Annotated in this window: 27 protein-coding genes; 22 read left to right on the forward strand and 5 right to left on the reverse strand. The window is 56.5% G+C overall.

Going from position 1 to position 26,432, the window contains the following annotated elements:
• Nucleotides 1-91 precede the first annotated feature (91 nt).
• Nucleotides 92-991: a LysR family transcriptional regulator gene (locus HMPREF3138_RS19045; protein WP_038878327.1), complete on the forward strand. Its 900-nt coding sequence runs from the start codon at nt 92-94 to the stop codon at nt 989-991.
• A 7-nt stretch (nt 992-998) separates the two neighbouring features.
• Here HMPREF3138_RS19045 and HMPREF3138_RS19050 read toward each other — a convergent pair whose 3' ends face one another.
• Together HMPREF3138_RS19050 and HMPREF3138_RS19055 are read right to left on the reverse strand one after the other, a co-directional pair.
• Entirely contained in the window at nt 999-1,298 is a 300-nt protein-coding gene (locus tag HMPREF3138_RS19050) for a helix-turn-helix domain-containing protein (protein WP_019453270.1), read from the reverse strand.
• A 3-nt stretch (nt 1,299-1,301) separates the two neighbouring features.
• Nucleotides 1,302-1,652, reverse strand: a complete 351-nt coding sequence (locus HMPREF3138_RS19055; RefSeq protein ID WP_038878324.1) for a type II toxin-antitoxin system RelE/ParE family toxin — start codon at nt 1,650-1,652, stop codon at nt 1,302-1,304.
• Between the two features lie 271 nt (nt 1,653-1,923).
• Here HMPREF3138_RS19055 and HMPREF3138_RS19060 point away from each other — a divergent pair, with 271 nt between their 5' ends.
• From HMPREF3138_RS19060 to HMPREF3138_RS19070, 3 genes are read left to right on the forward strand one after another with little or no spacing between them, the layout of a single operon-like run.
• On the forward strand, nt 1,924-2,928 hold the full coding sequence (locus HMPREF3138_RS19060; RefSeq protein ID WP_038878320.1) for a hypothetical protein: 1,005 nt from the start codon (nt 1,924-1,926) through the stop codon (nt 2,926-2,928).
• A gap of 3 nt (nt 2,929-2,931) precedes the next feature.
• On the forward strand, nt 2,932-3,324 hold the full coding sequence (locus HMPREF3138_RS19065; protein WP_038878318.1) for a hypothetical protein: 393 nt from the start codon (nt 2,932-2,934) through the stop codon (nt 3,322-3,324).
• 13 nt (nt 3,325-3,337) lie between these two features.
• A complete protein-coding gene (locus HMPREF3138_RS19070; RefSeq protein WP_038878315.1) occupies nt 3,338-3,733 on the forward strand; it encodes a hypothetical protein in 396 nt (131 codons plus the stop codon).
• Nucleotides 3,734-4,157: 424 nt separating this feature from the next.
• Here the strand turns inward: HMPREF3138_RS19070 and HMPREF3138_RS19080 are convergent, their stop codons facing one another.
• Nucleotides 4,158-4,457 carry a hypothetical protein gene (locus HMPREF3138_RS19080; RefSeq protein ID WP_080213355.1) on the reverse strand — a complete coding sequence of 100 codons (300 nt, stop codon included), beginning with the start codon at nt 4,455-4,457 and terminating at the stop codon, nt 4,158-4,160.
• A 245-nt stretch (nt 4,458-4,702) separates the two neighbouring features.
• Between HMPREF3138_RS19080 and HMPREF3138_RS19085 the strand changes: the two genes are divergently transcribed.
• The 13 genes from HMPREF3138_RS19085 to HMPREF3138_RS19145 all read left to right on the forward strand — a co-directional run bounded on the left by HMPREF3138_RS19085 (nt 4,703) and on the right by HMPREF3138_RS19145 (nt 19,753).
• Nucleotides 4,703-6,073, forward strand: coding sequence for a glutamine synthetase family protein (locus HMPREF3138_RS19085; protein ID WP_038878305.1), 1,371 nt, complete (start codon nt 4,703-4,705; stop codon nt 6,071-6,073).
• 29 nt (nt 6,074-6,102) lie between these two features.
• The gene (locus HMPREF3138_RS19090; protein WP_038878303.1) at nt 6,103-6,513 is read left to right on the forward strand and encodes a GNAT family N-acetyltransferase; all 411 of its coding nucleotides are present in this window, start codon (nt 6,103-6,105) and stop codon (nt 6,511-6,513) included.
• A gap of 13 nt (nt 6,514-6,526) precedes the next feature.
• Nucleotides 6,527-7,216 (forward strand): trehalose-6-phosphate synthase, encoded by a 690-nt coding sequence (locus HMPREF3138_RS19095; protein WP_038878301.1) that lies wholly within the window; start codon nt 6,527-6,529, stop codon nt 7,214-7,216.
• A gap of 595 nt (nt 7,217-7,811) precedes the next feature.
• On the forward strand, nt 7,812-9,422 hold the full coding sequence (locus tag HMPREF3138_RS19100; protein WP_204275924.1) for an ABC transporter permease: 1,611 nt from the start codon (nt 7,812-7,814) through the stop codon (nt 9,420-9,422).
• 15 nt (nt 9,423-9,437) lie between these two features.
• Nucleotides 9,438-10,229 carry an ABC transporter ATP-binding protein gene (locus HMPREF3138_RS19105; RefSeq protein WP_038878297.1) on the forward strand — a complete coding sequence of 264 codons (792 nt, stop codon included), beginning with the start codon at nt 9,438-9,440 and terminating at the stop codon, nt 10,227-10,229.
• A gap of 32 nt (nt 10,230-10,261) precedes the next feature.
• Nucleotides 10,262-11,344: a porin gene (locus tag HMPREF3138_RS19110; protein WP_038878294.1), complete on the forward strand. Its 1,083-nt coding sequence runs from the start codon at nt 10,262-10,264 to the stop codon at nt 11,342-11,344.
• Between the two features lie 585 nt (nt 11,345-11,929).
• Nucleotides 11,930-12,709 (forward strand): ABC transporter ATP-binding protein, encoded by a 780-nt coding sequence (locus HMPREF3138_RS19115; RefSeq protein ID WP_038878291.1) that lies wholly within the window; start codon nt 11,930-11,932, stop codon nt 12,707-12,709.
• Nucleotides 12,710-12,821: 112 nt separating this feature from the next.
• On the forward strand, nt 12,822-13,514 hold the full coding sequence (locus tag HMPREF3138_RS19120; protein WP_019453282.1) for an MgtC/SapB family protein: 693 nt from the start codon (nt 12,822-12,824) through the stop codon (nt 13,512-13,514).
• A gap of 27 nt (nt 13,515-13,541) precedes the next feature.
• Nucleotides 13,542-14,426 carry a LysR family transcriptional regulator gene (locus HMPREF3138_RS19125; protein WP_038878288.1) on the forward strand — a complete coding sequence of 295 codons (885 nt, stop codon included), beginning with the start codon at nt 13,542-13,544 and terminating at the stop codon, nt 14,424-14,426.
• A 261-nt stretch (nt 14,427-14,687) separates the two neighbouring features.
• Entirely contained in the window at nt 14,688-16,868 is a 2,181-nt protein-coding gene (locus HMPREF3138_RS19130; RefSeq protein WP_038881924.1) for a carbon starvation CstA family protein, read from the forward strand.
• A 214-nt stretch (nt 16,869-17,082) separates the two neighbouring features.
• A complete protein-coding gene (locus HMPREF3138_RS19135) occupies nt 17,083-17,286 on the forward strand; it encodes a YbdD/YjiX family protein (protein ID WP_004953088.1) in 204 nt (67 codons plus the stop codon).
• A 21-nt stretch (nt 17,287-17,307) separates the two neighbouring features.
• A complete protein-coding gene (gene yjiA, locus HMPREF3138_RS19140) occupies nt 17,308-18,270 on the forward strand; it encodes a GTPase (RefSeq protein ID WP_038878279.1) in 963 nt (320 codons plus the stop codon).
• Between the two features lie 580 nt (nt 18,271-18,850).
• The gene (locus HMPREF3138_RS19145) at nt 18,851-19,753 is read left to right on the forward strand and encodes a LysR family transcriptional regulator (protein WP_038878277.1); all 903 of its coding nucleotides are present in this window, start codon (nt 18,851-18,853) and stop codon (nt 19,751-19,753) included.
• On the opposite strand, the gene HMPREF3138_RS19150 is transcribed toward HMPREF3138_RS19145, so the two are convergent.
• Nucleotides 19,737-20,735 (reverse strand): amidohydrolase family protein, encoded by a 999-nt coding sequence (locus HMPREF3138_RS19150; protein ID WP_038878276.1) that lies wholly within the window; start codon nt 20,733-20,735, stop codon nt 19,737-19,739. The genes HMPREF3138_RS19145 and HMPREF3138_RS19150 overlap by 17 nt on opposite strands.
• A gap of 442 nt (nt 20,736-21,177) precedes the next feature.
• Nucleotides 21,178-21,603, reverse strand: coding sequence for a putative T6SS immunity periplasmic lipoprotein (locus tag HMPREF3138_RS19160; protein WP_038878557.1), 426 nt, complete (start codon nt 21,601-21,603; stop codon nt 21,178-21,180).
• Nucleotides 21,604-21,846: 243 nt separating this feature from the next.
• On the opposite strand from HMPREF3138_RS19160, the gene HMPREF3138_RS25775 reads away from it, so the two are divergent.
• From HMPREF3138_RS25775 to HMPREF3138_RS19180, 5 genes are all read left to right on the forward strand, one after another.
• Complete coding sequence (locus tag HMPREF3138_RS25775; protein WP_223294907.1) at nt 21,847-22,074, forward strand: ash family protein; 228 nt, start codon at nt 21,847-21,849, stop codon at nt 22,072-22,074.
• Nucleotides 22,010-22,318 (forward strand): hypothetical protein, encoded by a 309-nt coding sequence (locus HMPREF3138_RS19165; RefSeq protein WP_038878274.1) that lies wholly within the window; start codon nt 22,010-22,012, stop codon nt 22,316-22,318. The genes HMPREF3138_RS25775 and HMPREF3138_RS19165 overlap by 65 nt, the downstream gene beginning before the upstream one ends.
• Before the next feature lie 223 nt (nt 22,319-22,541).
• Nucleotides 22,542-23,666 carry an HNH endonuclease gene (locus tag HMPREF3138_RS19170; RefSeq protein ID WP_223294906.1) on the forward strand — a complete coding sequence of 375 codons (1,125 nt, stop codon included), beginning with the start codon at nt 22,542-22,544 and terminating at the stop codon, nt 23,664-23,666.
• 91 nt (nt 23,667-23,757) lie between these two features.
• The gene (locus HMPREF3138_RS19175; RefSeq protein WP_038878268.1) at nt 23,758-24,675 is read left to right on the forward strand and encodes a restriction endonuclease; all 918 of its coding nucleotides are present in this window, start codon (nt 23,758-23,760) and stop codon (nt 24,673-24,675) included.
• A gap of 183 nt (nt 24,676-24,858) precedes the next feature.
• Nucleotides 24,859-26,427, forward strand: coding sequence for a class I SAM-dependent DNA methyltransferase (locus HMPREF3138_RS19180; protein WP_070559233.1), 1,569 nt, complete (start codon nt 24,859-24,861; stop codon nt 26,425-26,427).
• Nucleotides 26,428-26,432 lie beyond the last annotated feature (5 nt).

Below are 26,432 nucleotides of genomic sequence, written 5' to 3' on the forward strand. Positions count from 1 at the left end.
TTTGTTAATTTTGTTTTTATGTCGCATTCATTTAGAATTTTTATCAATAATTCGTTAACCGACAATTAACAAAGAGTTAACGCCAGCCAAAATGAAAATGAGCATCAAACAGTTACGCGCGTTTTTAGCGGTAGCTCACACTCTGAACTTCGCCCAGGCCAGCGAGCGGCTGAATATTTCTCAGCCGGCACTCAGCCTGGCGATCCGTGGGCTGGAGGACGCGCTGGGCGGGCCACTGCTGCTGCGCACCACCCGCCGGGTGACGCTGACGCCGGAGGGGGAAACCTTCTTTCCGATGGCACGCCAGCTGCTGGCGGATTGGGACAACGCGGAAGAGGCGATGCGCCAGCGCTTCACCCTGCAGATGGGCAAGGTGGCGATCGCCGCCATGCCGTCGTTCGCCGGCAACCCGCTGCCGCCGATCCTCAAGGCGTTTCGCGATCGCTACGCCGGCATCAACGTGGCGGTGCACGACGTCATCAACGAGCAGGTGTTTGAAATGATCCGCGAAGGGCGGGTGGAGATGGGCATCGCCTTCGAGCCGGAGCCCAGCGACACCCTGCACTTCACCCCGCTGTGCCGCGATCGCTTTCTGGCGGTGGTGCCGAAGGATTCGGCGCTGGCGCGCAAGGCGCAGGTAAGCTGGAAGGAGCTGCTGACGCTGGATTTCATCACCCTGCAGCGGCCATCGGCGGTGCGGCTACTGCTGGAGCAGGAGCTGGCCCGCAGCGGACGAACGCTGGAGGTGGCGTTTGAAAGCCACCAGCTGGTGACGGTCGGGCGTATGGTGGCCAACGGTCTCGGCGCCAGCGCGGTGCCGGCGCTGTGCGAGAAACAGATGGATGAGCTGGGGGCGGTCTGCGTGCCGCTGATCGGCCCGATCATCGAACGGCGCGTGGGCCTGATCCGCCTGGCGCAGCACCAACTCTCTTCCGCCGCGCAGGCTCTGGCGACGGTGATCGAACGGGAAATGGCGGGGAGCGGTGGGTAGCCTGCGCTTAAACCGTAAACCCGACGTGCTTGCCGCCCGGCAGCTCAACGTCCAGGCGCAGCGTGCCGCCCATCGCTTCCACGTAGCGTTTCAGGGTCGAAATCTTCAGCTCATTGCCGCGCCCTTCGATGGCCGCGACCGAAGGCTGGGAAATGCCCAGCGTTTTCGCCAGTTCCTGTTGGGAAATATTCAGCGCTTCCCGCAGCTGATGCAGGTGCGCTTCAAACAGCATCTCTTCGGCCATTTCCTCGATGCGCCGGCGGCTCTCCGGGGTGCGGGAGGCCAGCAGTTGCTTTAGGGTGCTCATGGATTACTCCTTGAAATAACACATCAAATATTGGGTGAACTGCGCATCCGCGATGGGCAGCATCACTTTATAAAACCGCTTCTCATTACCCGTTTTGTCGCCCGCACACAGCACAATCGCCTGCCGCGCCGGATCGAAGGCGAAAAAAGCGCGAATCGGCCGCCCTTTGTGCTGAATACGCAGCTCTTTCATGTTGGGATGCAACGAGCCTCTCAGCACGTCGACAAAAGGCCGCCGAAGAGAAGGCCCTGCACGCTCGAGCATCACCAGCGCGGCCAACACCTTTTCCTGCGTCGATTCATCCTGTTCACAGAGCCACCGATCAAACTCTTCCGTTGTCATTACCGTCCACATGGCATCTCCTGATTATAGAGTACAATCTATGACAAGACGATAGACCGGAATATATAATTTTCTCCAGACCGCCGCTGGCGTTTTGCCTGGCAACTCGCAAAAGAAACCGATAGGACACCATTCAGCAATTCAATCGAAAAGAGGAAAGGAGTGGCAGATTTAGCGAAATACCGCTGTTTTCAGATGATTCTCCGATCGAGAGCGTGAGCCAGAACCTGTTACCACCCTGTAGAAAATGTTAAGTTTTCTAAAAATAAGGAGGCTTTTCGACATGGAACAGAAGTCCAGCAGCATCGCACCGGGCTATTGCATCGCCCAACAAACCGGCTCGCTCGCCTTCCACGCTAACTACCTGTTCGGTGGCAAGCCATCGGAAGCGGCACGCTTTTTTATGCAGCTCAATGCCGATACGCCGCTGGTTCAACCGGGGCAAATGCTGATCGTCGCCGATCCGCGCAATCATCATCAATCTACGCAGATCGCCGCCCTGATGCAGGCCAAGAGCCGCACCAGCAAAGCGGTGAAAGCCGGTGACAGCGATTTCTCTGCCTTCTTGCACCGCAATTACGCCGCTATCGCCGCCTTCACCAGCTATGGGGAAACGGTCGTCGGGCTGGCTTCGGATGCCGGAGAACGCTACTTCAGCCAGATCAAAAATATCCTGGTCGAGATTGAAAAAACCTACCAAAATCAGTTCCGAGCGAGTGGCGCGTTGATTGGCACCCAGTTTCAGGTGGAACGAGCGCGGCTGTTCGGTACATTAAAACCGTTACTGAATCGCCTTACTCGTGCTCAACTCAATATGAAAGAGTATGCGCAAATCAAACACGCGCTGGGGCTCTCCAGTAAATCGCTGGTGCATGAATGGAGCACCGCCGGCGTCGGCGCCATCAAGGGTTATTCGAACTACGTCGACAGCGCCAGCCGGGCGGCCAAGTTTATGAAAGCCGGCGGCTGGATCGGCATCGGATTGAGCGGGCTGAATACCACCAACGAGGTCTACAATGCCTGCACCACCGGTCGCGAACAGGAGTGCGCCAAGATCGCGGTGAAGGGATACAGTCATTTTGCGGCAAGTACTGCCTTCGGTATCAAAGGCGGCGAATTAGGTGCCGCTGGGGGAATGTTACTATGCGGAGTTGTATTAGGCGTCGCCACTGGTGGCGTTGGGTCGTTAGCATGTGGCATAGCGGGTGCGGCTGCTGGTGGAGCCGCCGGTGGTTGGCTCGGTGGTTCTTTATCTGATACGGCTACAGGTTTTATTTTTGGTGACTGACTCATGAAAACAGCATCACTTATTGCAGCCGTGCTGCTCTTACTTTGTTGGCTTGTTCAATATATTTACTCTCGTCGCTATAAACGTGAGTTCGATGTTTTTTATCAACGCTATACCCAACAGGGCCACTTTGTCCCTGCTCACGTCGCGATTGCCGATGGCCTTGGCTCTTTAGGTACTTCCATCAAAGTCCAATGGTTCAGATGGATCCTTTGCGGCAAGAAAATCAAGGTGAAGAAAAACCAATATCTTCCCGCCAAGACCTATGAATTTGTTCGTCTTTCATCATCCGAACGCTTGCAGACCTGGATGAAAAACAACGGCACGCTTTTGGCGCTGGAAGGCGTGCTCTTCATCATGGCATTGATCTTTATGATAATAGCGAGAATATCGTGATTCAGGCTACTCAATGAAAACCATTGTCATATTATGCTTAACGCTGCTGGTTTTAAGCGCCTGCATCCAGTTCATTGGTTACCGTCGCCATAAACAAGAGTTTGATGCTTTCTATCAACGTTACGCCGGCAGCGGACATTTTATTCCGCCCTACGTCGCCTTTGCCGATAGCCTCGGCATGCTTGGAACCTCATTGAAAGCACAGTGGTTTCTTTGGATTCTGAAAAGGAAAAAAATAAAAATAAGGGATCAAGTTTGGCTCGATGCGAAAACCTACGATTTCGTGCAAAAAACCGCCTCTCCTGAGCTACAGAAGTGGCTGGCGATGGATTTTATACTTTTGCTCGTAGAGGCCATTATTACCACCGTGGGCTGTATTTTTATTTATCTCATTAAAATCAACGTATAAAAATGATCAATTATATTGATCCCTACATAAAAGAGATAAAACTCTTAGTGGTATTACTATTCTTTCTTTGCCTTCTTACCGCTATTATCCAATTTATTTACTATCGACTTCATAAAAAAGAGTTTGTTCTCTTTTATCAACACTATGTGGTGAGTAAACACCCTGTTCCACTTTTTGTCGTGATAGCGGACAACCTTAACTTCATCGGTGTTTCACTAAAAGCCCAGTGGTTTCGTTGGATTTTGAACAACCGGAAATTAAAACTGACTCGCAACGTTTGGCTAAGCCCCAAAACCTACGACTTCGTTCGAACTGCTTCATCACCAAGGCTACAAAGTTGGATCCGTAATGATTTCAGACTATTAATGATACAAGGAGCACTCTTAGTCATCATGTGTCTCCTGAACTATCTCCTGAAGTCGGTCTAATCCCCCTCCACCGCCTGCACCGCCGCCTTCTGCGTGGCGCGCTGATATAAGCACAGCTCCCTGCCCGGCTTGTTTTTCATAAACGGCTGCGGGTAGCGCCCGCCGATAAACAGCGCCGAATAGCCGACGTCATCACCGTAGTGAATAATATCCCCTTCCACCCTGGCGTTTTTTAGCCCGCTGGCTTTCAGGCAGGCGGCGCGCATCGCCCTTTCGCTCTTAGCCCACGCCTGTGGGGAAGACGCGGTGGCGTTGAACGCGGCCAGCGCGGCGATAAGCAGCCCTATTCTCTTCATCATTGCCTCTCCTTCAACGGCCCGTCTCGCCAGTATAGACCGTGCCGGCGCGGCCAACCCGCCAACGCCGCCGCATTCTTTACGGCATTTTTATTCCGCGCCCCGTTAACGTTACGGCGTTTTTACAGACAGTTTTTGCCGCCGCAGATACCCTTTTCACATCGCCGCTATGGCCTCACAAGAGAGTTGTCCCATGCGTTTATCCCTGCCTCTGGCCGTGATCGGTCGCCGTTCTGGAGCGCGCCATGCATGCTAATATCATCGGCTTCAATCCGCTGTTGGCGGAGCTGCCCGCTTCGCCAACGCGCGCCTTCCACAAAGAGCTGGAACACTACCTGCAGCGCTATCCGCAGACCGAACAGCTGGATATTTATCTGCACGATCTGAACGGCCAGCTGCGCGGCAAGCGGCTGCCGATCGCCGAAGCCTTTGGGCTGGAAAAAGGCTGCTACTTCCCGCTGTCGATCTACGCCCTGGATCTGCACGGCCGGGTGATTGAAGAAAGCGGGCTGGGGCAACGGGCGGGCGAGCCAGACCGCTTGTGCCTGCCGGTGCCCGGCACGCTGCGCCCCTGCGCGCGCGATCCCGAACGCCACGCCCAGCTGCTGCTGACGATGCAAAACGCCGACGGCGGCGCCTGCGAGCTGGAGCCGCGCGTGGTGCTGCAACGGGTGCTGAAGCGCCTGCACGAGCGCAACTGCTTCCCGGTGGTGGCGGCCGAACTGGAGTTCTACCTGCAGGATCCGCAGCACCCCGCCGAGGCGGAAACCTACCCAACGCAGAGCTTCGCGGTGGATGCGCCCGAGCGCCACCATGCGCTGCTGAGCGACATCGAACGGCACGCGCGCCTGCAAAACCTGCCGTTGACCGGCGTGGTGGCCGAAGCCGCCTCCGGCCAGTACGAGCTGAATCTGCATCACAGCCGGCGCGTGCTGGAAGCCTGCGACCAGATCATGGCGCTGAAACGCCTAACGCGGCAGATTGCCGAGCAACATCACCAGCACGCCTGCTTTATGGCCAAGCCCTGCGCCCACGCCGCCGGCAGCGGGCTGCATTTCCACATCAGTTTGCAGGACGAGCACGGCGAGAACCTGCTGACCGGCGCGCCGGGCGAACTGAGCGACAACATGCAGCAGGCGATGGCCGGCATGCTGGCGCTGATGCCGGCGTCGATGGCGATCCTGGCGCCCAACATCAACGCGTTCCGCCGCTTCCGCCCCGGCATGCACGTGCCGCTGCGCGCCTCCTGGGGCCACAACAACCGCACGGTGGCGCTGCGCCTGCCCTGCGCCGACAGCGCCAACCAGCGCATCGAATACCGCCTGGCCGGCGCCGACGCCAACCCTTATCTGGCGCTTGCGGTGATGCTCGGCGGCCTGCTGCACGGGCTGGAAAACTCGCTGCCACTGCCGCCCGCCGCCAACGGCTGCGAGAGCGACAACGCCGCGCCCTTGCCACTCGGCCAACAGGAGGCGCTGGCGCTTTTCCGCCACAGCGATCCGCTGCGCGAGCTGCTCGGCCCGGCGTTCTGTACCCTGTGGCACACCTGCAAAAGCGCCGAACTGCGCCGCTTCGAGGAACAGGTCACCGCCGCCGAACTCGGCTGGATGCTGTAACCACCCGGTTCATTAACCTAAGGATAATCATGAATATGCAACCGCAACGGGCGCCCGTGCAGCCGCTACTCTGCTGGCGCAAAGGCGTTTTTCATATCAGTACCGATCGGCAGCTGTTGGATATCGAGGCGATCCAGCGTTTTCTCAGCCTGCCGGATCGGACGGCGGCCGAGCGCCTGGTGCACCACGGCCTGTGCTTTGGCTTGTACCGCAAGCGCCACCTGCTCGGTTTCGCCCGCATGGTGACCGATTACGCCACCTTCGCGTCGGTGAGTGAACTGTTCGTCAGCGCCGAATACCGCGGCGTCGGGCTGGGAAGCTGGCTGACGCGCTGCTGCCTGGCGCATCCGGCCTTGCGCGGCCTGCGCGTCACGCTGCCCGCTCTGCAAGCGCCCTGGCGCGCCGATGGTTCGGCGCACGCCCTGCGCGCCCTTCACTGATAAGGAGGCCCCCATGTCTCGTTTGGTGCTGATTTCCAACAAGCAGTGCGACGGTAAGGATCTGGCCTGCGCCGGCCAGACGCTGGCGGCCGACGCCGAGCCAGGGCTGTGGCTCGGCTGGAACGGCGACGTGCAGAATTTCGCGCAGCGCCCGATCAGTTGCCGCCAACGCGCCGGTTACGATCAGGTGACCTTTCCGCTGTCGATCGAGGAGTTTCGCCGCCACTATCAGGGCTATTACCACGACGGCCTGTGGCCGGTGTTCCACAACCAGCCGGAGAAGGCGCATTTCACGCAGGAAAACTACCGCGCCTACCGGCAGCTGAACCGCCGGTTTGCCGATATCGCCTGCGAGCACCTGTGCCCCGGCGACATCGTCTGCATCGACGACTACCAGCTGCTGCCCTGCGCCCAGGCGCTGAAGGAGCAAGGGCTGCTGAACGCCTGCGCGTTCTTCTTCCACCTGCCGTTCCCGTCGGCGGCGCTGCTGCGGCGCATCCCGGAACATCGCCAGCTGATCGCCTCGCTGCTGTTCTACGATCTGATCGGCTTTACCACCACCGACGATCGCAACGCCTTTCTCAGCTGCCTGGCGGCCGAGTTCCCGCTGGAGATGCTGCCCGACGATCAGATCCAGGCCAACGGGCATATTTTCGCCACCGGCATTTTCCCCGCCGGCATCAACGGCAGGCAGGTTTATTGATTTACGGCGGCGCGCCCCCTTCAGGCGCGCCGTTTTATTTCGCCGCGATTTATTTTTACCGCCTTTATTGCCATCACCATGCGTTATTTCATTTTCCGGATATAGCGATTAAAAAATGAATATTTATCCTGTTACACATCAACCGTAAAAACCCTATTCCGCCAATTGCTTTTTATTAGTGAAACACATTACCCTCTCCCTGCCATATTTAAACCGAGGAGGGCCCCATGGGCGATGAAAGTTTTAGTTTTACGCTAATGCTATTGGGCGTCTTTCAGTAATGCCATCCAGGTTGCATTCTGAAAGACACGGAATGCGGCAACCGCTCCCCTTCTGACGGCCTTTCCCGCTCTGCCGGCCCACCCATCGCCCCGCTGCGAAAACAACGTCTGTCTCAACCGCTACGGCGGTATTTATCTGGTGTCGCCGGGCATATTCCCCGAGCGCCGACGGATTTCTTATGGGAAAAATAAGGTATTGCGTTATGCAAAATAACCGGGGTACATCTATTTTCAGAAAGTGTTATTTAAACGACTTTATCGTTATCGCCATCGGTGTTTTTTTCATTGCCTTTTTTATTCGTGCCTGGGGTGACATGCACGGTGACTTCAATGAACAAAACGTCTCTGCCATCAGTCTTGATGCCTGGAACCTGCTTTATTATTCGCTCAGAACCAGCATGCGCTTTCTCCTCGGCATGGCCTGGTCGCTGCTGTTTTCTGTGGTATTCGCCGTGCTGGCCGCGCGCTATACGCCGCTGCGCCGGGTGATCCTGCCCTTCGTCAACTTTATGGAGTCGGTGCCGCTGGTGGGGTTCCTGACCTTCACGACCGTGTATTTTCTCAACCTCTACCCGCACAGCGTGATGGGGCTGGAGTGCACCGCCATCTTCGCGGTGTTTACCGGCCAAGCCTGGAACATGATGCTGACGCTGTATCAGACGCTGCGCATCGTGCCCAAGGAGCTGGATGAAGCCGCACGCAGCTTCAATTACAACCCGTGGCAACGCTTCTGGCGGCTGGAATTCATCTATTCGGTGCCGGGCCTGCTGTGGAACGCCATGGTGTCGCAATCCGCCGCCTGGTTCGCCCTGGTGGCCTCCGAAGCCATTCCGGTCGGCGATCGCTCGGTCGAACTGCCCGGCGTCGGCTCCTACATCGCCGAAGCGCTGGCGCAGCAAAACGTGCCGGCGATCCTGTATGCGATCGTCGCGCTGGCCGCCAACATCGTGCTGCTCGATCAGCTGGTTTTCCGCCCGCTGGTGCGCTATACCGCGCGCTTCAAATACGAAGACGTCACCACCAGCCGGCCGCTCGGCAATCCGTGGTTCTACAACAGTCTGGCCTTTTCGCACGTCGGCGCGGCGCTCGGCCGCACGCTGCGCGCGCTGGCTGACCTGTGGCTGTTCAAGCTGCCGCGGCTGTGGTACGCCCTCGGCCTGCACCGCCTGTTCAGACTCGCCGCCAAGGGAAACTGGCTGTGGCGCAGCCTGTGGTATCTCGGCGTGGTGCTGGCCTGCGTCTGGTTCGGTTACCGGCTGTGGGAATACTTCCCCAAACAGTACTTCGCCATGCTGCCGGAATGGATGTTGCTCACCACCGCGCGCGTGGCCGCGGCCATGCTGCTCAGCGTGGCGATCTTCACGCCGCTGGGGGTGTGGATCGGCATGAATCCGCGGTTGGTGAAGATCTTCCAGCCGATCATCCAGATCCTGGCGGCCATTCCGCCCAACATTTTCTACCCGCTGATCGCCGCCTTCATCGCCATTTATCATCAGGATCTCGGCTGGTGGGCCATCCCGATGATCATGCTGGGCACCCAGTGGTACGTGTTGTTTAACGTGATCGCCGGCGTTTCCGCCATTCCAACGCAGATCACCGAAGTCAGCGAAACCTTCGGGCTGCGCCGCTTCCGCTGGTGGCGCTACTACATGCTGCCGGCAATTTTCCCCTACATCGTGACCGGCATCATCTCCGCCGCCGGCGGCGCCTGGAACAGCGCCATCGCCGCCGAGGTGATCCAGTGGGGCAGCACCACCCTCAGCGCCACCGGGCTGGGCGCGTTCATTTCCGTGGTCACCGACGCCGGCAAGAACCCGGAGTCCGCGCTGGGCTGCGCCGCCATGTGCGCGCTGGTGGCGCTGTGCATCATCTTCGTCTGGCAACCGCTGTATCGCATCGCGGAAACCAAATTCAAATATGACTGATCAAGGGGGAACCACATGGTGACTCAAGAGGTAATTATCAGCGCCCGCCGGCTGAACAAGACGTTTATCGGCGAAAACAAGCGCCCCAAACCCGTGCTGCACGACGTGACGCTGACCGTACACGCCGGCGAGTTCGTCACCATTCTGGGGCAATCCGGCTCGGGCAAGTCCACGCTGCTGCGCATGCTGGCCGGGCTGATCCCAGCGGACAGCGGTACGCTCACGCTGGCGGGCAAACCGGTCGACGGCCCGAGCGCCAACGTCGGCATGGTGTTTCAGTCCTACGCGCTCTATCCCTGGCTAACGGTGTACGACAACATCGCCTTCGGGCTGCTGGCGCAACGGCTGCCGCCGCAGACGATCGCCGAGCGGCTGGGGGCGCTGCTGCGCCTGGTGGGCCTGACCGGCTATGAGCACGCCTGGCCGCGCGAGCTCTCGGGCGGCATGCGTCAACGGGTGGGCTTCGCCCGGGCGCTGGCGGTAGAGCCCGACCTCTTGCTGCTGGACGAACCCTTCTCCGCCCTCGATATCTTTACCGCGCAAAAACTGCGGGGCGACCTGCTGGCGCTGTGGGGAGACAACCGGCTGCGCACGCGCGCCATGGTGATGGTGACGCACGACGTCGAAGAAGCGGTGCTGATGTCCGATCGGGTGCTGATCCTGGACGCGACCAGCAAACGGATCGACGACGAATTCAGCGTCAACCTCCCGCGTGCGGCGCGCAACCGGGAAAGCCTGCGGCACCTCACCGATCGGATCCGCAGCTGCCTGTACAAAAAAATCGCGCAAGCGCAATCGGCCGGTTAACTGCCCTGTTTTCATCCACTTGGGGAACTGAAATGAACCATAAAAGCGTGCTGATGACGCTGCTCATCCTGCTGCCGGCCGCCGCCAGCGGCGCGGAAATCATCAATAAAGACGGCAATAAACTGGATCTGTACGGCCAGCTGAACGGCGTGCATTACTTCAGCAGTGACGCCGACAATAACGGCGACCGCTCCTATACCCGCTTCGGTTTCAAAGGCGAAACGCAGATCGGCGACGCGCTGACGGGGTATGGGCAGTGGGAATATCAGGCAGGGCTCGATCAGCCGGAAAGCGCCGGACCGGGCGACAGCTATACCCGCCTGGGCTTTGCCGGATTGGCGTTCGGCCACTGGGGCAGCCTGGATTACGGCCGCAACTACGGCCTGCTGTATGACGTGGCCGGCTGGACGGACGTGCTGCCTGAATTCGGCAACGACAGCTACGAAGCGGCCGACAACTTTATGACCGGCCGCGCCAACGGCCTGCTGACCTACCACAATCGCAGCCTGGGCGGCCTGGTCGACGGCCTGGATCTCGGCCTGCAATATCAGGGGAAGAATCGGGGGGACGACGCTCAACGGGCGAAGGATATCCAGACGCAAAACGGCGATGGCTACGCCTTTTCCGCCACCTACGACACCGGCGTGGGGCTCAACGTTGGCGCCGCCTACGCCAACTCTGCGCGCACGCTGGCGCAACAGCGCTTCGGCCTGGCTGACGGCGATCGCGCCCGGGCCTGGACCCTGGGGCTGAAATACGACCAGGACAACCTCTACCTGGCGGCAAGCTACGCGCGTACCGAGAACATGACCTACGTCGACGGCGATCGCTACGCCAGCTTCGCCCCCCGCGCGGACGCTATTGAGGCGGTCGCGCAGTATCACTTCGATTCCGGCGTCACGCCCTCGCTGGCCTACCTGCAAACGCGCGGCCGCAACCTGCCCGGCATTGGCGACGCCGATCTGGTCAAATACCTGGATCTGGCGCTGAATTACAGCTTCAACGCCAACATGTCGACCTACGTGGAGTACAAACTCAACCTGCTGCAACGGCAGAACGCCGTCGGCACCGGCGCCGACGACATCGTCGAAACCGGCATCATGTATCAGTTCTGATCCCCATCCCGGCCGGAGGACGCTCTCCGGCCGGTTCATGATTTAACTTTCGCCCGCCCCCTTATTCTCTCGTTTAACTCAGGTTTATATTTCCATAAAATGATGCCTATATTCATTCTGGCACTTTCTGTTTACGCCCCGTTTAATGAATAAAGAAAATCTTTCCCGCATTCATATTAAATTACATTTTGCCGCCATAATTCGGCGTAACCACATTGAATAACAGGCTATGGCACGCGTATTATGGCCACACGAAAAATAACGGGAGAATGATATGGACGGCGACAGTTGGTTGTTTATTTTATTGTTGGAATCGCTGAGGTCACAGGAGCAATAGTCATCCCATTGCATCCTGAAAGTGTCAGGATATGAGTCAGTTACAGCATCCCTTCGCTTTACCCTTCAGCCTCTGGCCTCCGCGCATGCCGCACCGGCACGCCCGATGGGCTAACCCCTCCAGCATAAGCGTATTAACAGTCCGATAACGGTCAGGCTTATTTACACCCGCATTTATTTTACGCCTGCCCGGCGATAAATATCGGCCCTTTTTCCATGCTCATATTTTTAATTGGGTGGAGACGGATCATGATGGTAAAAAAAACCACGCTGCTGACGGTCAATAACGTCAGCAAAAGCGTTCAGCCTACCGGTAAAGAAAAACGTCTGGTGCTGAATGAAATCAATTTGCGCCTTTACGACAACGAGGTCGTCAGCATTTTGGGGCAGTCCGGCTCGGGCAAATCCACCCTGCTGCGCATGCTTTCCGGCCTGATCGCGCCGGATCTGGGCACCGTGATGCTGGGGGATAAAAAAGTCTCGGGGCCGAATCCGCAGATCAACATGGTGTTTCAGACCTTCGCCATTTTCCCGTGGCTGAACGTCTACCAAAATATCGCCTTCGGGCTGCAGGCGCAGGATCTGCCGCCGCAGGTGGTCGAAGCCCAGACGCTGAAAATGCTCGATCTGGTCGGGCTCACGCCCTACCGCGACGCTTACCCGCGCGAGCTTTCCGGCGGCATGCGCCAGCGGGTCGGCTTCGCGCGCGCGCTGGCGGTAGAACCGATGCTGCTGTTGCTGGACGAGCCCTTTTCCGCGCTGGACGTCTATACCGGCGAACACCTACGCAGCGATCTGCTGCGTATCTGGAGCATGCGCCAGATCAAAACCCGCTCCATCGTGCTGGTGACCCACAGCGTAGAGGAAGCGGTGATGATGTCTGACCGCATCCTCCTGCTGGGCGCCGGCACCCTCGACGGCTGCTATCACATCACGCAGCGCCGCGAGGCGCGCACCCGCGAGGGGATGCAGCCGCTGACGGACAAAATCAGCGAGACGCTCAGCCGGCAGATCGCCGCCGTGCACTGAGCGCCGCCCTGGCCTGGCGGGACGGAACCCCGCCAACTTAACTACCTGTTTATCAAGAGTTACCCCACCTCGGGTGGCTCATGATAAGCGGATAATACATCGAGTTATTATCATGCATTTCATTCATACACTGCTGACGCTGCTGACCGCGTCCGTCCTGGGCGCCGCCATCGGCTACGAAAGACAGTTCCGCCAGCGCACCGCCGGGCTGCGCACCAACACGCTGGTGGCCACCAGCGCGGCGATCTTCGTCCATCTGGCCATGACCATCGACGGCAGCGGCGGCGCGGTGCGCGTCATTTCCTACGTGGTCTCCGGCGTCGGCTTTCTCGGTGCCGGAGCCATCATGAAGGAAGGGATGAACATCCGCGGCCTGAACACCGCCGCCACGCTCTGGGGCTCCGCGGCGGTCGGCGCCTGCGCCGGCTGCGGCCTGTACGGCGATGCGCTGGCCGCCACGCTGTTCGTGCTCGCCGCCAACACCCTGTTGCGCCCGCTGGTCAATATGGTCAACAAACAGCCCTTCAATGACGTTAACGGCGAGTCTACCTACCAGATTTGCGTCATTGCCTTCGAGCATGAGCAGCGTGAGGCGCTGGCCAAATTCAAACAGGTGCTGCAAGGGGAAAACTGCTTTATCTCGCATCTGGATATCGAACCCTTTGGCGACGACGACGTGGAGATCACCGCCACGCTGATGCCGGCCTCCGTCACCACGCCGGTGCTCGACCAGACCATCAATAAATTGCTGAACGACAGCATGATGAAACAGGCCTATTACAGCCGCATCGCCGGCTCCGGCTGATGCCGTTCACTTCCAGGGAGATCAACCATGAAAACCATGCCAAAACTGGCGCATCTGACGATGTTCAAAGACATTGTCCACTGTGGAAGCTTGCACGAGGCCGCGAAAAAGCTGGCCATCTCGCAGCCGACGCTCAGCCGGGTGCTTAAAGAGCTGGAAATGACCATCGGCGCGCGGCTGCTGGAGCGCAGCAACCGCGGCGTGCGCCTGACGGCGGTCGGCGAGCTGTTTTACCGGCGGATAGACGCCGCCACCAATCAGTTGCTCAACGCGTTTGACGAGCTGCGCGGCCTGAGCGCTGACGGCGAGAAGCGCCTGCGGGTGGGGATGAGCGTCGATCCGCTGCTGTGCTACTTGCCTCAGGTGCTCGAAGGCTTCAACCGCCGCTACCCGCATACCCGGGTGACGGTGGTGGAAGACGGCCCGGAAGGCCTGCTGGCCCGGCTGCGAAACTGCGAGCTGGATTTGGCGGTCAGCAGCCTGAACGGCGCGGCGGGCGGCGCCGATCTGGCCATGCAGGCGCTGAAAAGCGAGCGCTTCTCGCTCTATCAGGGAGGCGATCTTACCGCAGCCGGGCAGCCGCCGGCCGAGGCCAAATGGGTGGTGCCGCGCTCCTGCTCGGTAGGGCATGCCGCCATCCGCGAGATCGCCGAACGCTACACGCCGCACGGCCAGATCGTCGAGACCGACTCCTTTCTGGCGACCTGGTGCCTGGTCAGGCAGCAAGGCTATATCGCGCTGCTGAGCGATCGGGTGGTCGCACACTACGCCCCGCAGCTGCACCTGCAGAAAATCCCGACGCACGAGATCGACATCAGCGCGCGCTTTTACGTCTTTACCCGCCATGAGCCGGCCACGCCGCCGCTCAGCGCCGCGTTTATCCACCTGCTGCAGGCCATGCAGACGGTTTGAGGAGACAGGCTGCTGCCCGCCGGCGGCCGACTCTCTGGCTCAGGCCGCCAACCGCTCACCCCGCCAATCCAACCGTTCACCCGGCGAATCTGACCGCTGACCGAAATACGCCTGTCTTCCCCCCTTACCCCCGGCGATGATGAGCTGTTCCTAAACCCGCCTTACCTCGGGAAAGACGCTACTGCTCACCGCGCCACTCTGACATCTCTTACAAGCGGATGAGTTCATTCATATTTTGCAGACTGGAATTAAGGATACCTCATGAAACGAGAGGGGATTTTAAAGCACATTCCGTGGATGCTGCTGGGGATACTCGGCGCAGCCTGCCTCGGCGTGGTGGCGCTGCGCCGCGGCGAACACATCAGCGCGCTGTGGATCGTCGTCGCTTCGGTGGCGGTGTATCTGGTGGCCTACCGCTACTACAGCCTGTACATCGCCACCAAGGTGATGAAGCTGGACGCCGGCCGCGCCACTCCGGCGGTGGTCAACAACGACGGCCTGAACTACGTGCCGACCAACAAGAACGTGCTGTTCGGCCACCACTTCGCCGCCATCGCCGGCGCCGGGCCGCTGGTGGGGCCGGTGCTGGCCGCGCAGGTCGGCTACCTGCCCGGCACGCTGTGGCTGCTGGGCGGCGTGGTGCTGGCGGGGGCGGTGCAGGACTTTATGGTGCTGTTCATCTCCTCGCGCCGCAACGGCGCCTCGCTCGGTGAGATCATCAAAAAAGAGATGGGGCCGATACCGGGCACCATCGCGCTGTTCGGCTGCTTCCTGATCATGATCATCATCCTGGCGGTGCTGGCGCTGATCGTGGTGAAAGCGCTGGCGGAGAGCCCGTGGGGGGTGTTCACCGTCTGCTCCACCGTGCCGATCGCGCTGTTTATGGGCATCTACATGCGCTACCTGCGCCCCGGCCGCGTGGGTGAAGTGTCAATCATCGGCATCGTGCTGCTGGTGGCCGCCATCTGGTTCGGCGGCGTGGTGGCGCACGACCCGTACTGGGGCCCGGCGCTGACCTTTAAAGACACCACCATCACCTTCACGCTGATCGGCTACGCGTTCATCTCCGCCCTGTTGCCGGTATGGCTGATCCTGGCGCCGCGCGACTACCTGGCCACCTTCCTGAAAATCGGCGTGATCGTCGGGCTGGCGATCGGCATCGTGATCCTCAACCCTGAGCTGAAAATGCCGGCGGTGACCCAGTTCGTCGACGGCACCGGCCCGGTGTGGAAAGGCACCCTGTTCCCGTTCCTGTTCATCACCATCGCCTGCGGCGCGGTCTCCGGCTTCCATGCGCTGATCGCCTCCGGCACCACGCCGAAGCTGTTGGCCAATGAGACCGACGCGCGCTTTATCGGCTACGGCGCGATGCTGATGGAGTCCTTCGTCGCCATCATGGCGCTGGTGGCGGCTTCCATCATCGAGCCGGGCCTGTACTTCGCCATGAACACCCCGCCGGCGGCGCTGGGCATCACCATGCCGGATCTGCACCGCCTGGGCACCGAAGACGCGCCGATGATCATGGCTTCGCTGAAGGACGTGACCGTGCACGCGGCGGCGGCGGTCAGCTCCTGGGGCTTCGTCATCAGCCCGGAACAGATCCTGCAGACCGCCACCGACATCGGCGAACCTTCAGTGCTGAACCGCGCCGGCGGCGCGCCAACGCTGGCGGTGGGCATCGCTCACGTGTTCCATCAGATCATTCCGGGCGCCAACATGGGCTTCTGGTACCACTTCGGCATTCTATTCGAGGCGCTGTTCATCCTGACCGCGCTGGACGCCGGCACCCGCTCCGGCCGCTTTATGCTGCAGGATCTGCTGGGCAACTTCGTGCCGTTCCTGAAGAAAACCGACTCGCTGGTGGCCGGCATCGTCGGCACCGCCGGCTGCGTCGGGCTGTGGGGCTACCTGCTGTATCAGGGCGTGGTGGATCCGCTCGGCGGCGTGAAGAGCCTGTGGCCGCTGTTCGGCATCTCCAACCAGATGCTGGCCGCCGTGGCGCTGGTGCTGGGCACCGTGGTGCTGATTAAGATGAAGCGCACCCAATACATCTGGGTGACCGTGCTACCGGCGGTGTGGCTGCTGATCTGCACCACCTACGCGCTGGGGCTGAAGCTGTTCAGCGACAACCCGCAGCTGGAAGGCTTCTTCTTCCTGGCCGGTGAGTACAAACGCAAGATCGCCGAGGGCGGCGCCGAGCTGAGTGCCCAGCAGATCGCCAACATGAACCACATCGTGGTGAACAACTACACCAACGCCGGGCTGAGCATTCTGTTCCTGCTGGTGGTGTACAGCATCATCTTCTACGGGGTGAAAACCGCGTTGGCGGCGCACAAGAACCCGAAACGCACCGACCAGGAAACGCCTTACGTGCCGGTGCAGCAGGCCGCGCACGCCGACGGCGTAACTGAGGGGGAGGTCAAAGTTTCGACCCAGCATTGATGTGATTTAACGGATACCCTGCATAATGAAATCAGTTATGCAGTACCGACATGAAAGCTAACCGGTACCCAAAGGATTTCGGGCCGCAGCAAGGCGGCAAGTGAGCGAATCCCCAGGAGCTTACTCAAGTAAGTGACTGGGGTTCGGGAGTGCAGCCAACACCGCTGCGGTTCGAAAGACGAAGGGTAAGCAGGGTATTTGGGAGAAAGGAACTATGTTCGGAAATCTCGGCCAGGCGGGGAAGTATCTCGGGCAGGCGGCGCGCATGTTGGTGGGCGTGCCTGACTACGATACCTACGTCCAGCACATGAAAGACAACCACCCGGACAAGCCGGTGATGACCTATAAAGAATTTTTCCGCGAGCGCCAGCAAGCGCGCTACGGCGGCGACGGCAAAGGCGGCATGCGCTGCTGTTAACCCGCAGTCACAAGGATCCGTATGAAACCCATCGCAGTCACCATCCTGACCGGCTTTTTGGGCGCCGGCAAAACCACCCTGCTGCGCCACATCCTGAACGCCGAACACGGCTATAAAATCGCGGTCATCGAGAACGAGTTCGGCGAAGTGCCGATCGACGACGCGCTGATCGGCGATCGCGCCAGCCGCATCACCACATTGAGCAACGGCTGCATCTGCTGCAGCAAGTCCAACGAACTGGCGGACGCGCTGCTGGATCTGCTGGACGGCGTCGACAGCGGCCGGCTGGCGTTCGACCGGCTGATCATCGAATGCACCGGCATGGCCGATCCCGGCCCGATTACCCAGACCTTTTTCTCGCACGAGATCCTGTGCGAGCGCTTCCTGCTGGACGGCATCATCACCCTGGTGGACGCGGCGCACGCCGACCAGCAGCTGAGCCAGTTCAGCATCGCTCAGGCGCAGGTGGGCTACGCCGACCGCCTCCTGCTGACCAAAACCGACGTGGCGCCGGACTGCGAGGCGCTGATCCAGCGGCTGCAGCGGATGAACGCCCGCGCGCCGGTCTACCAGGTGACGCACGGCGACATCGATTTAAGCGTGCTGTTCGACATCGAAGGCTTTACGCTGAACGACAAGCTCAACCTGACGCCGCCCGCCCCGCTGTTCCGCCGCATCCCGCAGCCGCAGAGCGACATCCGCTCGATCGTGGTGACGCTGGAGCGCCCGCTGCCGCTGATGCAAATCTCCGACGTGATGGAAGGCCTGCTGCTGGAATACGCCGACAACCTGCTGCGCTACAAAGGCATTCTGTCTATCGAAGACGAGCCGCGCCGCCTGCTATTCCAGGGCGTGCAGCGGCTGTATAACGCCGACTGGGATCGGGAATGGCTGCCAGAGGAAGAGCGCAAGAGCACGCTGGTGTTTATCGGTGTGGATCTGCCGGAGGAGGAGATTCGGGGCAGGATTGGAGGACTGGGGTAAGTAGGGTTTGACTGTTGGGGCCTGTGGGTGGGCTCCAACGACTTGCCTGCGTTTGAGCCGTTCCCACTTTTGCTCTGCCTTTCGTTACCACCTAGCAAAAAACGCTCAAGCGGCGGCCAGTTTTAGCGGGCCACCGCAAGCAGCACGTATACCCCCCCCTTCGGTGATTATTTATTCGCATGATAGCGAATAGCACTGAAGAACGCGCCGATACTAGTCATTATCCATTTTAAAATAGAGAATAATTTTAAAACGAGGCTACATAATCCTCTTTTTTACGCAACCCATAGCCCCTCCCTATGCAAGGCATACTGTGCTTCTTAAGATGTTAAAATAACAACCTGGTGTAATAGAACGACACCTGCTCGTATATTCTGAAATGAGGATAATCGCTCAGCAAGCCCAGGTAATATTATCTATTTCTCAAAAAGTGAAGGTAAACGGCGGCGGTAGTGACGCATTACGCTAATATACCCAGCAAACGCAGGCCACCTATTTCAATTAAGAAATACTTTTTGGCAACTGCCGCTTAAGACAACGCGCCGTTTTTTCACGAATAAATAAGGTGACTAGATAAACCATGCGTAAAGAACTGGATTTGAAAATGCTCTATTTCTTTCGTGCTCTCTATCTGAGCGGCAATGTCTCTTCGGCTGCCGATCAGTTAGATCTGAGCCAACCTTCGGGTAGCCTGCTGCTTAAGCGCTTGCGGGAAGAGTTTAACGACACGCTGTTTGTCAGGGTCGGACAAAAGATGGCGCCCACACCAGGTGCGCAGCAGGCATTTGCCACCATATCTACGATTTTAGATCTGCTGGATAATCAGCTCATGAGCTCATTGCCTTTCGATCCCCGCACCAGTCAGCGAAGCTTTACCATCGCAATGGCTGATATAAGCCAAATTGCTCTGGTTCCCCGCCTGCTTGATATATGTAAACGCCAGGGGGCCACCCAAATTAAATTTGCCATCAGGCATATTGATGACAATATTTACTCCGCGCTAGAGTCCGGCGACGTAAACCTTGTAATCGGTTATCTAATCGATATTCCGGAAAGTTTTTACCAACAGAGGCTGTTTGATGAACACTATGTTTGTCTGAGCAGCACGACACATCCGCGTATCAGACAAGCACCAACACTGGCGTCATGGCTTAAAGAACAACAGGTCATGGTGCAGTGGGACGGTACCGGGCATGCAGAGATGGAACGCTATCTGGCACGCAGTGGCATTCAACTGCGCACTAAAATGCTGCTCCCTAGCTTCTTGGGCGTGGGAAACATTGTAGCCAGTACTGAGTTGCTGGCGACGGTTCCCGAACAAGTTGCCACCTGGTGTGCGGCGGCATTTTCATGTGTTGCCTGGCCATTACCCATGCCCTGCCCCTCTTTCACCATTCGCCAGGTATGGCACCAGAGATATCATCACGACCCGGGTCTGATCTGGCTACGCCAACAATTAGCTCAACTCACTCAGGCAGGGTGAAGACTCGACGGGCATTACCGTACGCAATACTCTGTTTAACATCGGCGTCCAGGATTAATGGATCGAACCAATCAGCCGCCTGGCACATATCCTCATAAGGATAATCAACAGAAAACATGACCCGATCCTTTCCCATCACTTCAATGGCGTTATGCAGGGCACTGGTCGTGAAGTGACCACTCGTCGTGACGTAGAAATTATTCGTCAGGTAATCCGTTAAGGGGTGCTGGTTGATTCCCAGACCGATGCCCTCAAACTGTTTTTCCAGACGATGAGCCGTGCGCGGTAACATAAATGTCAGCCCCTCCCCAAGATGCCCAAGGATAATGGTAATATTCGGATAGCGATCGAATAATCCACTCATCATCAGACGAATCGCGTGTACTGCGGTTTCCGTTGCAAAACCCCAGGCTGAACCGACCAAGCTTTCATAGCCGCGATAAATTCCACAGGCGGCAGGCAGTGGCTCCCTGGGGTGCAGATAGACAGGCACATTAAGTTCACTCACTTTCTGCCAAAATACTTCTACCGCAGGATCATCCAAATAGCGCCCCTCCTCGGTGCCGTTCATATTGGTATAACCGTTGATCAATGCCCCCTTCATACCCAGCTTTTTCACCGATCTTTCCAGTTCATCCGCAGCCGCCTGAGGATTTTGTAGCGCCACCGTCGCAAAAGCACTGAAACGATCGGGATGAGGCTGAACAAAATATTCGGCAATATAATCGTTGGTGCGGGTTACGAAATGAGTTGCCGCAGCAGCATCAAGAATCGACTGCGCCCCCGGCGATGTCAGTGACAAAATAGCATGACGAATGCCACAAGCATCCATATCCTTTAAGCGCAGTTCGGTTTCCAAAAGGCGTTTTTCAACATTATCCATATAATGACGGCCATTTCGCAGCGCTTCGCTTTTTGAATCCCACAAGCGATTATTTTCCTGGGTAGAAACATGTTCTTCTAAAGCAATTTTACCTTTCATGAGTGATACCTCGCATTCGGGATGACATTCCAGAGACTACGACGAGTTACGCCTGTCGGCTATATAGCAAAACTGATAGCCATCATTAAAATTCTATATAAAAGAACTGCATTGCCGGCTGTTTTAACCATCTCGATCTCAGCGGTGTTAACGCCTCAAAACTCGTAGACCTGGCCGCCCTCTCTGCCGAATAGGCGGAAGGGCGATGCCACGGGGTGATGCTGTTTGGCCATTTGCTGCACAAGCACCCGCAGCCGGATGCCGAAGGCTGGGAGCGGATGAATCGCTATCTCAACGGGACGCACTGATTGGGGGCGACATCCCGCAGCGGATCGAAGAATTTGAACGTGCGGCTCTGCGCCTCATCCAATCGGTAGATCGAGATGCCGGCAAGCAGGAAGGTAAATGCAAGGGGGGAGATCCGTTTCATTTCGTCTCTGCGTTATCTGCTGCCCCGTGTGATGTTTTCAATTTCGTAAGCGCCGTTGAGCTTTTTCACTTTGAAGTGGGCTATAAAAGCCCTACCAGAAACATCCTGTAGATTTCTGCGCTTATCAATGGGCACAAAATTTAGCCTCATGCTGTAGATATGATTTTCCTGAAACGGGTAATCGTTCTGCGTAACACAAATGCCCTTTTTAAGATCCTGATTCCCCACCTCAATCAATTTCTCATCCGTATCACCAGTGAGATAGAGCGTATCTTGCCTCTCGTTTTCCTTTGGTGACGGAGAGATGCAGATGTCACCATTCGCTTTAGTATGGGCTGTGATAGGGATATCTGGCGCATAACGCTGATCGAGACGATCGCCGGTGCAGGCACTTAACAATATCGATCCTGCAATGACCAGTAAAAAATTAGCTTTCATCATATTCCATTATTTATAAATCTTAATGGAGAAATATTATCCTTGAATGGATGACCGATAATTCAACGCAAAGATGATATGCCGAATTGCGAGGTACATTCCAATCCTAAAAGTAAATAAACTGTAATTCCATACAGCTTATTTTTTCCTTTTACTGATAACGCTATAGTTTTTTCGCTGCGGCAAAATCCGCAGCCGGAGTTAGCGTTCCGAACACTTACACAAGGCAGCATTATGTATATAATGTTGGGGCTTAAAACATCCAGAATTATGGTGGCCCAAGTGGGGGCTTCGCAAGAAGCGCCGGTTTCCTTCGTGTCCGGTAACGCTAACTCCGCTTGGGCTACCACCATGGGTTTAGCGTCTCATGTGGTAGTACGCATACTACACACTAAGGATAAAACACATGGAAAATGTCATCACCACCGAGTTCACCACAAGTACCCTTACCCTCTACCGCCAACTGTTTAACCACCTCGATCTCAGCGCTTTTAACCCTTCAGAACTTTTAGACCTGGCCGCACTCTCTGCCGAGCAGGCGGAAGGGCTGTGCCACGGCCTGATGCTGTTCGACCATTTACTGCAAAAGGCCCCGCAATTGGATACCGAAGACTGGGAACAGTTGAGTCGCTACCTCAACGCCACGGCGCATCTGGTTCCTGCGCTATGTAATCTTTACGGGCGGGCGTTGCGGGAGATGGAAACCTGCGGCTAACGTAAATGGCAATTCGGGCGATGTTCATCGCCCTTCCCACCCACGATTTCCAATAGATCTGACTGACATATCACAACAAAAGCATTCATCAAGGTAGGCATTTCCTCCCCTACCTGGCATAGTTAACGCATTCGGTAAATCGATGAGTTAACTGCTGGGTATTGATGCATACTGCTCTCGTCAGCAAGCACATTGCTCAGAGTCTACTCGGCAATGTGAGGGAGTGGTTTTGGCAACTGCAATAGAGGCGTTATCTTCAAAAGAATCCGTTTTAAAAGCCATCGAAGAATATAAAAAAATTGGCCGAGATGAATTCTTAAAACAACATAAAATTAAGCGATTTAAAAAATACACCCTTCATTATAATGGCGAGAAGTACGATATCCGCGGCATTACCGCTAGAGCATACAGTGAGCAGAATGGTTATCCGTTTAAGGGAATCAACGCCGATAGCGGAACGGAAAAAGCCATCCAATTTCTCAAAGACCTCGGTTTTGAGATCGTCGAAACGCCGCATCCTTTTGACTATTTAACCGAAGGCAAACTGTACACACGCAAAGCGCTTATCGAGCTCTACGGCGGACAGCTGCAAGGCGGTATCTGGACCCCGCGGGAATTCCCGGTGATCTTTATCTTCACCGGAGAAAGCGGCGAAACCTACGGCTACAAAGATGGATGGACAGCCGAAGGCAGCTTCTCTTATACGGGAGAAGGCCAAAAAGGCCCTATGGAATTTATTCGGGGTAATAAATCCATCCGCGACCATAAAAAAGACGGCAAAGACATCTTCCTGTTTGAGGACAACAAGAAAGAAAAAGGCGTCCGCTATCTTGGCATGTTCGAGTGCGATTCTTGGGATCACATTCAGTGCTTAGATTTCGAAAATAACATGCGCCAAGGCATCACCTTTAACCTGTTCAAAGTCTCATCACTGCACGCGGTCGAAGAAGAAGCAGAAACCGATGAAGCCGATACGCAGACAGAAACACTCGAACAGTTACGCAAGAAGGCACTGCAGTCCTCAGAGCAATCAGGCCAGCGCCAACAAAGCGACAGCAAAAAATCCTGGTTCAAACGCAGCGAAGACGTAAAAAAATACGTGCTGAAGCGCGCCAATGGCATCTGTGAAGCCTGTGACCAGCCGGCACCGTTCAAGAAAAGAAATGGTGCCCCCTACCTTGAACCCCACCACACCAAGCGCCTAGCCGACGAAGGCCCCGATCACCCGCAATGGGTGGGCGCCATCTGCCCAACTTGCCATCGGCGGATTCATAGCGGGGTGGATGGGAAAGAGGTGAACAAGAAGCTGATGGTGAAGTTGGAATTGAAAGAGGCTGCTATAGGTTAAAAGTTGCCTGCCACACCGTGCTACCTGTCAACTTCAAAACCGAGTTTGTGCAGTATCATAGGAATAATAAAGAATAACAGGGAACCTCAGCATGTCAGTACCTACCTACGACCAATTCATCGAGCCAGTGCTTCGCTTTTTGGCAACGAAGCCCGAAGGCGCACTTGCTCGGGATGTGCAAGATGCAGCAGCAGACATACTCAGCCTAAACGAAGAACAACGGGCAGAGACCATTGCCAGCGGCCAATTGGTTTATAAGAACCGTACCGGCTGGGCTCACGATCGTTTGAAACGTGCAGGGCTCTCGCACAGCTTATCCAGAGGAAAATGGTGCTTAACCGCCAAAGGCATCGACTGGTTAAAGCAGCATCCAAACCCGCTCACTGCAGCAGAAGTAGAGCATCTCGCTTTGGCTTATACCAACGTCAAACTTCAACAAAATAGTGATGCGGTGGATTTGGACCCGGTTACAGAACCTCTTCTCACCGAAGCGATGTTAACAAACAGCCCAGACGATCGCCTGGAACAATCAATCAAAGAGATCCGCGAGGCTGTTGCAACAGAACTCCTGGAGAACCTGAGCCAGGTATCCCCAGGTCGCTTCGAAGTTATCGTGTTGGATGTGCTGCACCGTTTAGGCTACGGCGGCCACCGCGATGATTTAAAACGAGTCGGAGGCAGCGGTGATGCGGGGATTGATGGCGTAATTTCTTTAGACAAGCTCGGCTTAGAAAAAGTGTATGTGCAAGCCAAACGCTGGCAAAACACCGTAGGCCGCCCTGAGTTGCATGCCTTCTACGGTGCACTTGTGGGACAAAAGGCCAAACGAGGGGTATTTATCACGACGTCTGGCTTTACCAAACATGCCGTTGCCTACGCGCAATCGGTAGAGGGCATGGTACTTATCGACGGTAGCCGACTGGTGTATCTGATGATGGATAACGAAGTGGGTGTCAGCTCAACGTTACTGAAGGTTCCTAAACTCGATAGCGACTACTTCGACCAGTGATCCCCTTGCAAAATCGGTAATTTCTTAGAGGTCGAGCACATATCTCCTGGCCGATGTGTGGCCATGCCGTATTTTGTCCCTTTAGTTGGCTTATGTCGTTTAAGATTGCTCTGCTTGCGGGTATCATTTTGCGATACACATTCCAAATGACTAGTTCAGATTTAGCGTTTCTTGAGGATTTTCATGAATAACAACGAGCAGCTTTTCTTAAACGAGCTGGATAACAAATTTTGGAAGGCCGCCGATAAGCTGCGTGCCAATATGGATGCCGCCAACTACAAGCATGTAGTCCTGGGGCTGATCTTTCTAAAATATGTTTCCGATGCCTTCGAGGCTCGCCAGCAGGAGCTGATCACTTTGTTCCGCGATGCTGGCAACCCGGACAACATCTATGCCATGTCACGCGACGATTACGATTCTGATGAAGAGTACGCTCAAGCGATCCAGGAAGAACTAGAGGTCGAAGATTACTACACCGAGAAAAACGTCTTCTGGGTACCCAAAGCCGCACGCTGGGAAACGCTGAAAAACAAAGCCATGCTGCCGACTGGGACGGTATTGTGGGTCGATAAGACCACAGGCCAAGAAATTAAACTGCGATCGATCTCTTGGCTTATCGACAATGCGCTGGATGAAATTGAAAAAACCAACCCAAAACTGAAAGGTATTTTGAACCGCATCAGCCAGTTCCAACTGAGCAATGAGGTTTTGACTGGCCTCATCAACACCTTCTCCGACGCGAACTTCAGCAACCCGGAATATAACGGCGAGAAGCTCAGCTTAAAAAGCAAAGATATTCTTGGACACGTTTACGAATATTTCCTCGGCCAGTTTGCACTGGCGGAAGGCAAACAAGGCGGCCAGTACTACACACCAAAAAGTATCGTTACGCTGATTGTCGAAATGCTGCAGCCGTATAACGGGCGCGTGTATGACCCGGCAATGGGTTCCGGTGGGTTCTTCGTCTCTAGCGATCGTTTTATTGAAGAACACGCGGGTGAGAAAAATTACAACGCTGCTGAACAGAAGCGCAATATCTCCGTCTACGGCCAGGAGTCTAACCCGACCACCTGGAAACTGGCAGCGATGAACATGGCGATCCGTGGCATCGACTTTAACTTCGGTACGAAAAACGCCGATACCCTGCTGGACGATCAGCACCCGGATCTGCGCGCCGACTTCGTGATGGCTAACCCGCCGTTCAACATGAAAGAGTGGTGGAACGCAAAGCTGGAAAACGACGTGCGCTGGAAGTACGGCACACCACCGCAGGGCAACGCTAACTTTGCGTGGATGCAGCACATGATCCATCATCTGGCGCCGAAAGGCTCGATGGCGCTGCTGCTGGCCAACGGTTCAATGAGTTCTAACACCAACAACGAAGGCGAAATCCGTCGTAACCTGATCGAAGCCGATCTGGTGGAGTGTATGGTGGCGCTGCCGGGGCAGCTGTTTACCAACACCCAAATCCCGGCCTGTATCTGGTTCCTGACCAAGGACAAATCCGGCGGCAACGGTAAAGCGCACCGTAAGGGCGAAGTGCTGTTTATCGACGCCCGACAAATTGGCTTTATGAAAGACCGCGTACTGCGTGATTTCACTCGCGAGGATATCGCCAAAATTGCCGACACCTTCCACGGCTGGCAGGCAGATAAGGACTATGAAGACGAAGCCGGGTTCTGCTTCTCTGCAACGCTGGAAGATATCCAGAAAAACGACTTTGTGCTAAGGAAGGTGCGAACAAGTTCCTGATATGA

This window comes from Serratia sp. HMSC15F11, from assembly GCF_001808215.1.
GTDB lineage: Bacteria > Pseudomonadota > Gammaproteobacteria > Enterobacterales > Enterobacteriaceae > Serratia > Serratia nevei.

Excerpts from the sequence above, each read along its gene's own strand:
- HMPREF3138_RS19045 (WP_038878327.1), top strand. The coding sequence starts at position 92 with ATGAAAATGAGCATCAAACAGTTACGCGCGTTTTTAGCGGTAGCTCAC.
- HMPREF3138_RS19050 (WP_019453270.1), bottom strand. The coding sequence starts at position 1,298 with ATGAGCACCCTAAAGCAACTGCTGGCCTCCCGCACCCCGGAGAGCCGC.
- HMPREF3138_RS19055 (WP_038878324.1), bottom strand. The coding sequence starts at position 1,652 with ATGTGGACGGTAATGACAACGGAAGAGTTTGATCGGTGGCTCTGTGAA.
- HMPREF3138_RS19060 (WP_038878320.1), top strand. The coding sequence starts at position 1,924 with ATGGAACAGAAGTCCAGCAGCATCGCACCGGGCTATTGCATCGCCCAA.
- HMPREF3138_RS19065 (WP_038878318.1), top strand. The coding sequence starts at position 2,932 with ATGAAAACAGCATCACTTATTGCAGCCGTGCTGCTCTTACTTTGTTGG.
- HMPREF3138_RS19070 (WP_038878315.1), top strand. The coding sequence starts at position 3,338 with ATGAAAACCATTGTCATATTATGCTTAACGCTGCTGGTTTTAAGCGCC.
- HMPREF3138_RS19080 (WP_080213355.1), bottom strand. The coding sequence starts at position 4,457 with ATGAAGAGAATAGGGCTGCTTATCGCCGCGCTGGCCGCGTTCAACGCC.
- HMPREF3138_RS19085 (WP_038878305.1), top strand. The coding sequence starts at position 4,703 with ATGCATGCTAATATCATCGGCTTCAATCCGCTGTTGGCGGAGCTGCCC.
- HMPREF3138_RS19090 (WP_038878303.1), top strand. The coding sequence starts at position 6,103 with ATGAATATGCAACCGCAACGGGCGCCCGTGCAGCCGCTACTCTGCTGG.
- HMPREF3138_RS19095 (WP_038878301.1), top strand. The coding sequence starts at position 6,527 with ATGTCTCGTTTGGTGCTGATTTCCAACAAGCAGTGCGACGGTAAGGAT.
- HMPREF3138_RS19100 (WP_204275924.1), top strand. The coding sequence starts at position 7,812 with ATGCACGGTGACTTCAATGAACAAAACGTCTCTGCCATCAGTCTTGAT.
- HMPREF3138_RS19105 (WP_038878297.1), top strand. The coding sequence starts at position 9,438 with ATGGTGACTCAAGAGGTAATTATCAGCGCCCGCCGGCTGAACAAGACG.
- HMPREF3138_RS19110 (WP_038878294.1), top strand. The coding sequence starts at position 10,262 with ATGAACCATAAAAGCGTGCTGATGACGCTGCTCATCCTGCTGCCGGCC.
- HMPREF3138_RS19115 (WP_038878291.1), top strand. The coding sequence starts at position 11,930 with ATGATGGTAAAAAAAACCACGCTGCTGACGGTCAATAACGTCAGCAAA.
- HMPREF3138_RS19120 (WP_019453282.1), top strand. The coding sequence starts at position 12,822 with ATGCATTTCATTCATACACTGCTGACGCTGCTGACCGCGTCCGTCCTG.
- HMPREF3138_RS19125 (WP_038878288.1), top strand. The coding sequence starts at position 13,542 with ATGAAAACCATGCCAAAACTGGCGCATCTGACGATGTTCAAAGACATT.
- HMPREF3138_RS19130 (WP_038881924.1), top strand. The coding sequence starts at position 14,688 with ATGAAACGAGAGGGGATTTTAAAGCACATTCCGTGGATGCTGCTGGGG.
- HMPREF3138_RS19135 (WP_004953088.1), top strand. The coding sequence starts at position 17,083 with ATGTTCGGAAATCTCGGCCAGGCGGGGAAGTATCTCGGGCAGGCGGCG.
- yjiA (WP_038878279.1), top strand. The coding sequence starts at position 17,308 with ATGAAACCCATCGCAGTCACCATCCTGACCGGCTTTTTGGGCGCCGGC.
- HMPREF3138_RS19145 (WP_038878277.1), top strand. The coding sequence starts at position 18,851 with ATGCGTAAAGAACTGGATTTGAAAATGCTCTATTTCTTTCGTGCTCTC.
- HMPREF3138_RS19150 (WP_038878276.1), bottom strand. The coding sequence starts at position 20,735 with ATGAAAGGTAAAATTGCTTTAGAAGAACATGTTTCTACCCAGGAAAAT.
- HMPREF3138_RS19160 (WP_038878557.1), bottom strand. The coding sequence starts at position 21,603 with ATGAAAGCTAATTTTTTACTGGTCATTGCAGGATCGATATTGTTAAGT.
- HMPREF3138_RS25775 (WP_223294907.1), top strand. The coding sequence starts at position 21,847 with ATGTTGGGGCTTAAAACATCCAGAATTATGGTGGCCCAAGTGGGGGCT.
- HMPREF3138_RS19165 (WP_038878274.1), top strand. The coding sequence starts at position 22,010 with ATGGAAAATGTCATCACCACCGAGTTCACCACAAGTACCCTTACCCTC.
- HMPREF3138_RS19175 (WP_038878268.1), top strand. The coding sequence starts at position 23,758 with ATGTCAGTACCTACCTACGACCAATTCATCGAGCCAGTGCTTCGCTTT.
- HMPREF3138_RS19180 (WP_070559233.1), top strand. The coding sequence starts at position 24,859 with ATGAATAACAACGAGCAGCTTTTCTTAAACGAGCTGGATAACAAATTT.